Origin of the sequence: Methanobrevibacter filiformis, from assembly GCF_001639265.1 — an archaeon.
Taxonomy (GTDB): Archaea; Methanobacteriota; Methanobacteria; order Methanobacteriales; family Methanobacteriaceae; genus Methanacia; species Methanacia filiformis.
Genome location: NZ_LWMT01000279.1, coordinates 1 through 11,283, shown reverse-complemented (window position 1 = coordinate 11,283; position 11,283 = coordinate 1). Strand labels below are relative to the sequence as shown.

The following is an 11,283-nucleotide window of genomic DNA, read 5'->3' as shown; positions in this document are numbered from 1 at the left end:
AATTATATTTAGCCTGTAAATACATGATTTTAAACATTAAAGTAACATCATGATGTGGTCTACCTCTGCACTGGTGATTGTACATGGATTCCAGTATTGATCTATATATTTCACAATTCAGCATATTCTTATGTTCTTTCAATTCTAACAACTCTTCATTTTCATTATTCATAGAGTTAAGAAGAAAAAGAGTCTTAAAATGATTCACACTTTCTCCATCATCTAATGCGCGAACCATTCTTTCCAAATCACAACACAAAAGCTCTTTATTAAAAGGACTATTAATATTAAAATTAAGACCTTCCTTCCACAAATCACTAAAATCCCCACGAACAACAGACCTCAAATAATCAAAATCAACACTAAACTTACCACTACTCTCCCAAACATTCAACTTCTTCAACACAAACCTAAAACACTTACGAATACTACTATTAAAACTCATAAAAAAATATATAAACAATCAAACATAAATAAAAATACCAAAGAAAAAAAATAATACATATAAAAAGAAAATTATTAAATACGAATCCTCGATTATATAAAAAATTCTCACCATCCCAAGAATAACCATTATACCACTTTTTAATTAAACCAAAGATAATTTCTGAGGTAACATTGTTATTTTGACTGATTTTATCAATATGTTCTTTAAATACATCACCAATATCATTTTGAGTGTATCCACAGATTTTAACATATTTTGGATTAATTGTAATGTCATCTAAATTATTAAAATCTGAAAATATTGAAGTTTTAGTGAATTTAGTAATACCTGTTACAAAAATAAAATGAATATACTGATCATTTGGTTTTAAAACCTGATAAAAACTTCTTAAAACATCACGATTTCCTTTAGCTATTTCAATATCGTCCAAATGACTACTAATTGCCTTATCATACTCATCTATTAAAATAACGACTTCTTTATTATATTTATCATGGACTTTTTTAATTAACTCAGAAAATTTATCAGTTATTAAATCCACATCCTCTAATTCAATTCCATTATCTCTTCCAGTGTCATTAAGAAATTTATTAAGAGAAATTTCTAATACTTCAGGACTTGTGTGGGATATATTTGCAAAGTCCAGATGGATTACAGGATATTTTTGATTCCAGTCATATTTATCATAAATGTATAAATCCTTAAACAAGTCTTTGTTCCCTTCAAAGAGATTTTTTAAAGTACTAACTAACAAAGACTTCCCAAATCTTCTGGGTCTTGACAAAAAGTATATTTCACCTTCATTAATCAGTTTATGTATATATTTTGTTTTGTCAATGTATGAATAGTTTTTTTCTATTATTTTAGAAAATGTTGCAACCCCAATAGGTAATTTTTTCATTACATAACCCCATTATTAATAATATTAATATTAATTTTAAACTAATAATTATTATAATTTTTATATTTAATAAATTTTCCTCTTCCAATACTTTGACATTTATTAATGAACTTACTCAAAATGGTTTCATTAATTTCATTAAGGAGTATATTCATTAGTTGAATTATTCCAGTTAGATTATTTCTAGAAAATATTGTTAAGTCATTTTCACACAGTTCTTTAACTCCAAAAACTAAATGTCCGAATAAATGTCCGAATAATGTCTAAAATGTTCGTGTTAATATTTAATCAATTTGAGATTCTTTTCCTATTTTTGATAGTTAAAATTAAAGGATTAATAAATAAAGTTTATAAATCTCTTTTTATATTTTAATCTTTAATTTTATCTAGCAAACAATAAATTTAAAGTTATACAACAATTAAAAAATTTAACTCCGAAAACCAAAATGTCCGAATAAATGTCCGAATTATTTCAAAATATCATAAAAATAATTAAGTTTATACTTTCTTCCTTTTGTATTTCCAGTAGATAGGAAAATATTATCTTTAACTAATTTTTCTAAATCTCTTCTAAGAGTCCTATATTCAACTTCAGGAGCTATTTTAGAATAGTCCTCCATTGTCATTACTCTATTTTTATAGACATAATTGAGTGCTTTTATTTGTCTATCATTAAGACCTTTAATTTCAAGATTTGTTTTAAGAAAATTTCTACACATGAAAATTGAGAATCCTCCATATTCTTCCTTAAATTCTGGATCAGTCATCCCTTCTTCTTTTAAGCTCATTATAATTCTTTTAATCCCCGTACCTAATTCTTCAATAAATCCTGCACGGTATAAAATACGGATAATAAGTTGATTTCTTGGGATTGAAGCATGTGGCTTTTTAAGTTGATCAATTGTAATGCCCTCTGGCAATCCGCCAATATTAAAAATATGAATGTAATTATTGAAAATTTTTACTTGAGTTGCCACATTATTCTTAAAATAATCTCTATGAGCGATAGCATTAATAAGAGCTTCTCTTATAGCTACAATAGGATAATCCCATATATCCTTTCTATTAAAACTATCTTGATCAAATTCATACTTAACTTTAATATTATTTTTGATTTCTTTTTCAGCTTCTTCAATTTGATTAAAGAGATTACCTTCAATGAATTTGTCCCCAATAATGGTAATTTCATCTTCAAATCTTGCAATTCTTATTATTGCATTAGGAAAATGTTTCTGAGGATTCTTACCAAACAACATTATAGCTGCATTTGTAAGTTTATTATCTTTATAAAGACCTAATTGTTCAAGTTTACTTGTTAATATATCGTTTTCACTGATTTGATTTAATCTTCCATTGTTGATGCCTCTATTAATGAACTTGTTCAAAGTGGTTTCATCAATTTCATTAAGACCACACTCATTAGTTAAAGTATCCCAGTTAGACCATTTCTGGAAAAATGTTATTAATTCATTTTCAGGCATTTCCCGTGTAGTACTTCCTATTCTCATATAATATTTTCCATTATATGATATTGGACGAAAACTTTTTTCAACTTGGATTAATAGAATTTTTTTCTTATCAATTTTAATAAGATCAATGTGAGGATTTATTTCAATTTTAGTTACAATTTTATTGGTTATATCTCTTACATTTTTTTCTGAACTATCTATACCTATAATTTCTTTATCATCAGAAATACCATAAAGCAAAATACCTCCTTCAGTATTTGCAAAAGATGAAATAGTTTTATAAGCTCCTTCACTCATGTGTTCTTTAAATTCAATTTTAGTGTTTTCACCTTCATCTAAAATATCATGTATGTCCATTATATAATCCACTCCAAAATACAACGATTTTCTATTTATTTTATCAAAAACAATGAAAAACTATTTTATCATACCCTACTTTCTCATCATGTTTTACTTTATATATAATCATTTCCATATATTTTTGAGAATGTTGAAACAATTACAGGCAATTTTCATTTAATCCATTCATTAATTTTTTTGTAAACCCTTTTTATTAAACCTTTTAATGATATATATTATGTTATATAAATTATAAATAGTTTGTGTTAATTTAAGAAAAATATGGAATTAAACTGTATTTAAATCTAATAAGAGTTATTAAACTCATTTTTGCAATATAGGGGAACATGTGTTTGGTAATGAATTATATCACAATTCTTTTTTTATTATATTCCTTTTTATAATTAATAGTTGCCAATTAGATAATTGTAATGTCAATAGTGTTACAATCCTTGTTTTAATGATTCAAATGTGCAATAAACTAGTTAATCTCTTTTCTAAGATATATTAATAATATTAATAATAATAGTTATAAGTATTACCAATTACTTTTGTTTTCATGAATGCTTTGATAATTAAGAGCATGTACGAGTATGTACTGGTTTTGTATTATTATTTGTAGTACTATTGTTATTACTTATAATAAATATTATAAATCTCCCACTTCCTTTAAGATATTTACTATTACCTACATTACCTACAAAGACCATAGTTAAATCATAAAGTCCTCTGTTCAATATGTTAATCTTCTGTTTTGTTATATGATCATTTATATATGCCCATTTCTTTATATAATTATCATGATTCTTTTTTGTGATTCTTTGAATAATAAATACAACAGTCATTTTTTCCCGATATTTAATTTAAGATTCTATTTCATCTTTATTCTTATTTACTAATCCCATTCCTCTTTTTTATTGTTCTTTTCAAGTTTATTACTCATTTCACTTACTATAAATCTTCTAATCGTAACAAATTATCATTCATAGCCATTAAATATCATTTATATGGACTAACATACCTCCTAAATTAACCATCATCACCCATATTCACTAAATTATCACCTAGTCACTACATTACTATTCATAGTCGCTAAATCATTACCTAAATCATTACCTATAGCCACTATTTCATTGGTTATTAAAGATAGTATAATTACTTTCCCAAATTCATGATTAAATCTAATTTCACTTGATATTAATATAATGATTTGATATATACCATTATCAATTTGAAACCTTTTTTAATAGATTAACTTGTGCAATAAGTTTAAATGAACTTTTAATGATTCATTAGTAATTTAAGTAATAAATTGCAATCCTTGTTTTAATAGATTCTTTGTGCAATCTATTACTTTTGCATAGATTTATATTAATTTTATAGAAAGAAAAAACATGATTGAAAATGACAGACTAATACAGCGAATAATAATAAGAAAAAACTTATCAAAACACAGAGTAAAAAGTTACAAGACAATAATAAAAGAAATACATGAAATAACAAACAAAACAATTACAAAATTAATAAATGAAGCAAAAGAAGAACAAAAACCAAAAATAGAAAATACTCAAATAGTAATAAGAGATATAAATGACAGACAAATAACACAAATATATTACAAATATTACAAATATCTAAAGTCAAAAAACAAACCATCCTCAATAGATCAAAAACTAAAAACATTTAGATCATTCTTTAATGAATACGATGTAGAACTACCAAAAAATATTAGAATAAATATCCCACAAAAATTAATAAGAAATGGAGACATACCAGATATTGAAGACATTAAAAAAGCAGTTATACATTCTAAATTAAGAAATAAAAGCATATTAATGTTAATGGCTACTTCAGGTATGCGAAGTGGAGACATAAGAAATTTAAAAGTAGTTGATTTTATCAATGCTACAATCAAATATCATGAATATAAAGATATAAATGAGGCTATAAAAGTATTAAGTAAAATAAAAGAAGTTATACCATGTTGGGAATTTATACCGCAAAAAACAAGGAAACAAGGAAATATTTGCATTACTTTTAACACTCCTGAAACAACAAAATCCATTTTAGACTATTTAAAAGAAAGAAAACATTTGAAAAATGAAGATTACTTATTCACAAGTACTAAAACAAAAAATAAAGAGAAAAAGATTAGAAATACAACATTAAGTGCCATATTTAGAGATTTAAATAATAATTATTTTAGTGGTAAAAGTACTGAGAGTAAAAGCTTTTTTCATGCACATGCACTTAGAAAATTTTTTTCAACAACATTTAGGACCCATTGTCATGACACGATTCATCAAAAAATAGTAATGGGGCATAGTTTAGAGTCTAAGATACTTGAAAGTTATCAGATGATTAATAAAGAAGATTTATTAAAAGATTATAAGAAAATTATTCTTTATTTAACCATTAATGAAAATCTTAATAATGATAAGAATTTTATTAGTATTGAACAAGAGAATATTTTATTGAAAATGAAGCTAGAATCTACTCATAAACAACTGAATAATCTTATTAGAGAAGTTAAAATGTTAAAGAGTTTGATCTGGGTCGAATAATAATATTTGAATAATTATTATTATATTCTCCATATTATTTCTAATTAACTCATTGAAAGTTTAATATTTATATACTCTTCATCTTTTATCTAAATTTAACAATCTAATTATACATTGATCAGACCCATAATTAATTTCATAAATAACCCTATATTTTCATATATTTTCCATTTTCTTTTTTTCCTAGCTCCTTAAAATAGAGGTTAAATCCCTTTATGCAATTATGAATAAAAAAGAAGCAATAACAAAAATGGTAGAGTCGAAATCCTTGTTTTAATAGATTCCTTTGTGCAATATAGCTGCAAATATTTTACGGTCACAGTTCCAGAAGTCGAAATCCTTGTTTTAATAGATTCCTTTGTGCAATATGGTTTTGGAAGAAATGGAATAAATGCTTACCAAAGTCGAAATCCTTGTTTTAATAGATTCCTTTGTGCAATACTAATATTGTTGCAGGAGTCACTCCAGGTAAAGGTGGGTCGAAATCCTTGTTTTAATAGATTCCTTTGTGCAATAGGAAAAAATTTTCCTTAAAAGTGTGTAAAAAAAGGCACAAAAGTTTGCGTTAATAGGTCATCATGTGCAAAAGTAAAAATAAGACAACCTTATATATAGTATTGCACTAATGATATAAATAGTTTTCTATTAATAGAATATAAAATAAATTGTTATTTAATTGAAAATAGCTATTAACTATTAGAAAAAGTTGAATTATTTAGCAATTATTTATTTAATCAATGAAAGGGTGAAAAATATAAAAATAAATTTTTAATAAATCATTATTTTAAAGTATTACTCTCAAAAAATAGAGGAAGTTTGCACAAAATAGCTATTTTAAAAAATAGTTCTATGCTTAGTAAATATGAAAAATAACTATCATAAAACATCAATATTATCAAGATTCATATTAGTTCTACTATTGAAAATTAAAAGGGAAAAAACAAAAGTATTGAATAAAAAACCTGTTCTATTAACATAAATTTATTTGAGGAAAATATAATTAATCAAATTATGTTAAAAGATTGCCTCTTTTTTATCTAACTTCCAACAAACATTTCACAATTCTCGGGTGTGTCATAATGTTGCCTCCTGAAAAGATTTAATATTACATTTTACTATAAAATACATACCAATTATTAGCACATTTTAATACAGTATTCAGATTTTAAACATTGATAATGAGATTATACCAAAATATGGCTCTTAAATTAATTTTTTAACATTTCAATGTAGATTAGGCAGGATTTTGAATCATAGCATAATAATAAAGTAGTATGAATTTCATGATATATTTGCAATACAATTTTTCTCAAGAGGTAAAAATCCGACACATTCAATTGTTACAATAAAGATTGTCAGTTAATATCCTATTGTATAAAATTTTTATACAATTAACAAAATATTGCATAATTGTGTAAATAATATATGATTGTTCTCATTAACTATTGAATAAATCTTTAATCAATGTTTAAATATTTAAATAGCTATTATTACCACCTTAAAGAGAATCCTGTGTATTCTTCCTTTCCCTCTAAGAATTTATTTATTAATCTTGCTTGGTGAAGTATTATATCTGAATATTTCATGTTTTTTCCATTAAATTGAATTTTACTTGAAAGTTTAGATAATATAGATGAAACTAAAAGCCGCCTTGTACTATCTGATATTAATACTAAATTTCCATCAAGTTTGAAACCATCCACTTGCACTTGTTTCTTATTTAATAATGAGAGTACTGTTTTATCCACTATTTGTTGTCTGAATTCTTCCATAATATCAAAAACAAGACTTGTTCTTCCTTTTCTATCACTGTGAAGAAATCCACAATATGGATCAAGTCCTGCTAAATGTATGTTTCTCCAAACTTCACCTTGAATAATTGCATAACCATAATTTAACATTGCATTAACTGGATCTTGAGCATATCTTCCAGATCTTGAATAAAATTGGAAACTTGGATCAATCACTTCTTTAAATCCTTTCCAATATTCAATAGCCGCTTGACCTTCAATACCAAATATTTGACCTCTTATTTTATCTACTGGTTTATCTGGAACCTTATCAGTTCTCTTAGATTGTTCTTTTAGTTTGTCTTTTTGAATAATCAGTTCTTTATTGTTTTTTCTTGATTTAGCAAGTGTTCCTAAAATAGCCTTCTGATTTTCTATTTTTGCTTTAATAAATCTTTTAGCCAATATTCCACTTCTTTTATCTGAAAGTGAGAAATACTGTTCTTTTTTATAGTTAACATTCTTCTTGTCAGGTGGTGAAAGCCTATAATCTAATGTTCCTTTCCAATCAATAGCTACACAATCAACATCTTTTTCTGCAAGAAGTCTAAGTGCATCAAATGTTATTGATCCTTTTCCCATAATTACAATTTGTGTCAAGTCTTCTGCTAAAAAGAAATCTATCTCTTTTCCTTTTTCTTTAATCACTATTTGATTATCTCTTTTAGCTATAGATTTTCCAAATCCTTCAATTGCGATTCTCATAATTTGTGCCCCAAATAATTTATTTTAAATAGCTAATGCAAAATTATGAAAACTCCACTTTAATTATAATAGCTTAAATTCAATTTTACGAGGTAGGGAAATATCACTATCACTACATATATCAATTGAATCTGCACATTTGTCACATATTGGAATCATTATTATACTATCATTTTCTGAAGATATGTAAGTTTCAATGTCATCAAAAAAAGATAATCTCGCATCAAACTCCATAAATCCAGTGAAAACTGATTTTTGAATTCTATGAAGCCCAAAATGATGCAATCTTTTAATTAATGCTGTTCTACTTTTATTTTCAGAAATATCATAAACAACAAAAACTAACATGATATCCCAATAATAATATATATTGTAAGTATAATATAAAATTATGTATTTTATATAATTAAAGTATTATAAATTTAAAACTAAATAAAATAAAAATAGTGTTTAATTATATAAATATAAAATATCTTATTAAATTAACATTATTAATATTTAATTATATTTGAGGGTTTTGATTAAAAAAAGAAAAATATAGATTAATTAATTAGTGAAATTAAGGAGCATAAAGTTATAGTTTAAACACAAGTAAAAAAAAAAGGTTTGAAATGAAAATATTTTTAAGATAAATTTTGTCATCTATCATTGATGACATCAATAATTAAAATTTTTAAATTATAAATTCAAAAATATTTTGTCATCTATCATTGATGACACTAATGTTTTAAGTTTATTTATAATTAATTTATAAATATCTTGTCATCTATCATTGATGACAAGTGATAAAGATAGATAAACTATAAATTTATTCATGATTTAGTTTTTCGATTTTACATTTTACTTCAGTTACAGTGTCTTTTTTATTAATTTTAGTGTCTTTAAATGCTATTGCAAGTAAAATTACATTATATTTCTTGTTTTTATAAAGTCTATAATATTGTTTTGTGTGTATTTGATTTAAAGCACTATCAACTAATGTATCAATTGATTTTTTCTGGTCTTGTGTGTATTTAACTTCTGTAATAACTATTTGTTTTTTATCCCTAAATATTGCATCAATTCTACCTTGATTAATTGGCACTTCACTTCTAATTTTAAAGCCCATGTTTTTTAGTAATAGTAAAAATATTGTTTGTTTAACTTTCCATCTATCATTCCTTGTTGTTATGTTAAGATAATATGGAATTTCACCAAGCTGAATTTCTAAATAATTAGTTAAACTTTCACAATCCCCATTTTTAATATCTTCCCATAATTCATCTTGAAAGTCTAGAATATCCTCTTCAACTTCACTTAAATAGAAATTTATCAAATTATCCTTGTATGCTTGTTTAACTTCAAAATTAGGTATCTTAAGCGAATATTCTGTTTCATTCTGTTCATTTTTAAATTTATTGTCAATTGTCAAATAGCCTCCCTGAAAAAGCAAAGGAAGATCCCCAATATCATCAGGATCTATTTCATTTAAATCTTTTTTATTTATAATCATATCATCAAAATCTATAGTTTCTTCCCTATTTTTTAATATATCGACCAAAAAATGAGGTGTTCCTGTGCCAAACCAATAATGAGAAAATTCCCCCGATTTAAGTGCAGATAAAGTAGAATAGGGATTAAAAACATTATGTTCTCCATCAAAACTATAACCATCATACCAATGATTAATCTCATTTAAAGCAGCGTTATAATCCATATTTTCCCCATCAGCTAAGAATTGAATATAATGTGAACAATAGTCTGTTAGCTCCTCATGGGTGATGCCACATATAGTAGAATATTTATTAGATAATGAAATGTCTGTTGGATTGTTTAACTTAGAAAAAATAGAAGTGTGGGTAAATTTGCTAATACCAGTTATAAATACAAATCTAAGATATTCATCTTTGTTTTTCAAAGCTCTGTAAAAACTCTCAATAACTTCACGATTAGCATCAGCTAACTCTTCATTATTTATATTATCCAAAATAGGAGCATCATACTCGTCAATTAAGACAACAACTTTTTCTCCTGTGCTATTATATAGTTCCATTATCAAATTTGAGAATTTTTTCCTTACAGAGATTTTATCGTCAAGGATTATATTATATGATTTTGCAACAGTTTCAATAGTGTTTTCTAAATCTAGTTTTAACTCTTCAGTTGAACTATTTTCTAAATCACTCATGTCTAAATGTATTACACTGTACTGTTCATCCCAATCCCATTTATCATAAATATAAAGCCCTTTAAAGAACTCTTTATTTCCTAAAAAAAGACTTTTTAAAGTGCTAACAAGTAGTGATTTACCAAATCTTCGAGGTCTTGATAAGAAAACTATCTTCTCATTATTTAACAAATTATAGATTTCTTTTGTTTTATCTACATAAAGAAAATCATTTTCTCTTAAAAATTTAAAGGTTTGTGTACCTAAACAAATCTTTTTAAAATGTTTATGCTTTAAAGACCTAAAATATTTTCCATTCTCTCCTTCTTTCATGATAAAACCCTTAATTTCTTCTTAATTTGTTGAAATATACTACTTTATTTTAAGCTACTAATTTTTATTTCTGATGCAATGATAATGTAAAAGTGATGATAATATCATTAGTTAACAATTTACAAAAGAAATAGTTAGAATATTATAAAGCAAATTAATAAAATATTATATATTCTTAATAATATATAAATTTATTTACTATAATTTATTTAAATATTATTTTTTACACAATAAAATAAGTATAAAGATGTATTATAGAATTATAATAAAAATAATAGATTTATTAATAGTATGAAGTGAAAAGGATAACACTCCTCAGGTAATGCTTAATTAATTTAACAATACTATACATTAACATATATTATCTAGATTTTTAATTCTCATAAAAAATCTTCAATCTCAGTTATTGGGATTTCTATAGCTTTATAGTATGATACCTATTTTTTGACAATATATTCATCTATCCAATTTTCGACAAAAGATATTTCATCAACTAATTCGTAGTATAATTTAACCACTTCCTTTTTTAGGTATTCAATATCTGGAATGGGGTTTCTATGTAGTATATTTTTCATAGTTCTCCATAGT

General features: G+C 24.7%; 8 protein-coding genes. 1 reads left to right on the top strand and 7 read right to left on the bottom strand.

The window, feature by feature from the left end; all coding sequences use genetic code 11:
• The 4 genes from MBFIL_RS09240 to MBFIL_RS09225 form a co-directional block, all read right to left on the bottom strand.
• On the bottom strand, nucleotides 1–445 hold a 445-nt coding region (locus tag MBFIL_RS09240), incomplete at its 3' end, for a hypothetical protein (protein ID WP_157078598.1).
• The gene (locus tag MBFIL_RS09235; protein ID WP_066973823.1) at nucleotides 435–1,349 is read right to left on the bottom strand and encodes an ATP-binding protein; all 915 of its coding nucleotides are present in this window, start codon (nucleotides 1,347–1,349) and stop codon (nucleotides 435–437) included. The genes MBFIL_RS09235 and MBFIL_RS09240, both read right to left, overlap by 11 nt.
• A 467-nt stretch (nucleotides 1,350–1,816) precedes the next feature.
• Nucleotides 1,817–3,175, bottom strand: coding sequence for an RNA-binding domain-containing protein (locus tag MBFIL_RS09230; protein WP_066973821.1), 1,359 nt, complete (start codon nucleotides 3,173–3,175; stop codon nucleotides 1,817–1,819).
• Nucleotides 3,176–3,732: 557 nt separating this feature from the next.
• A complete protein-coding gene (locus tag MBFIL_RS09225) occupies nucleotides 3,733–4,002 on the bottom strand; it encodes a hypothetical protein (protein WP_066973818.1) in 270 nt (89 codons plus the stop codon).
• 549 nt (nucleotides 4,003–4,551) lie between these two features.
• Here MBFIL_RS09225 and MBFIL_RS09220 point away from each other — a divergent pair.
• On the top strand, nucleotides 4,552–5,721 hold the full coding sequence (locus MBFIL_RS09220; RefSeq protein WP_066973817.1) for a tyrosine-type recombinase/integrase: 1,170 nt from the start codon (nucleotides 4,552–4,554) through the stop codon (nucleotides 5,719–5,721).
• 1,490 nt (nucleotides 5,722–7,211) lie between these two features.
• Here MBFIL_RS09220 and cas1 read toward each other — a convergent pair.
• The 3 genes from cas1 to MBFIL_RS09205 all read right to left on the bottom strand — a co-directional run bounded on the left by cas1 (nucleotide 7,212) and on the right by MBFIL_RS09205 (nucleotide 10,695).
• Nucleotides 7,212–8,216: a CRISPR-associated endonuclease Cas1 gene (gene cas1 / locus MBFIL_RS09215; RefSeq protein ID WP_066973815.1), complete on the bottom strand. Its 1,005-nt coding sequence runs from the start codon at nucleotides 8,214–8,216 to the stop codon at nucleotides 7,212–7,214.
• Between the two features lie 63 nt (nucleotides 8,217–8,279).
• Nucleotides 8,280–8,564, bottom strand: a complete 285-nt coding sequence (gene cas2 / locus MBFIL_RS09210) for a CRISPR-associated endonuclease Cas2 (protein WP_066973812.1) — start codon at nucleotides 8,562–8,564, stop codon at nucleotides 8,280–8,282.
• Nucleotides 8,565–9,024: 460 nt separating this feature from the next.
• Complete coding sequence (locus MBFIL_RS09205; RefSeq protein WP_066973810.1) at nucleotides 9,025–10,695, bottom strand: ATP-binding protein; 1,671 nt, start codon at nucleotides 10,693–10,695, stop codon at nucleotides 9,025–9,027.
• Nucleotides 10,696–11,283 lie beyond the last annotated feature (588 nt).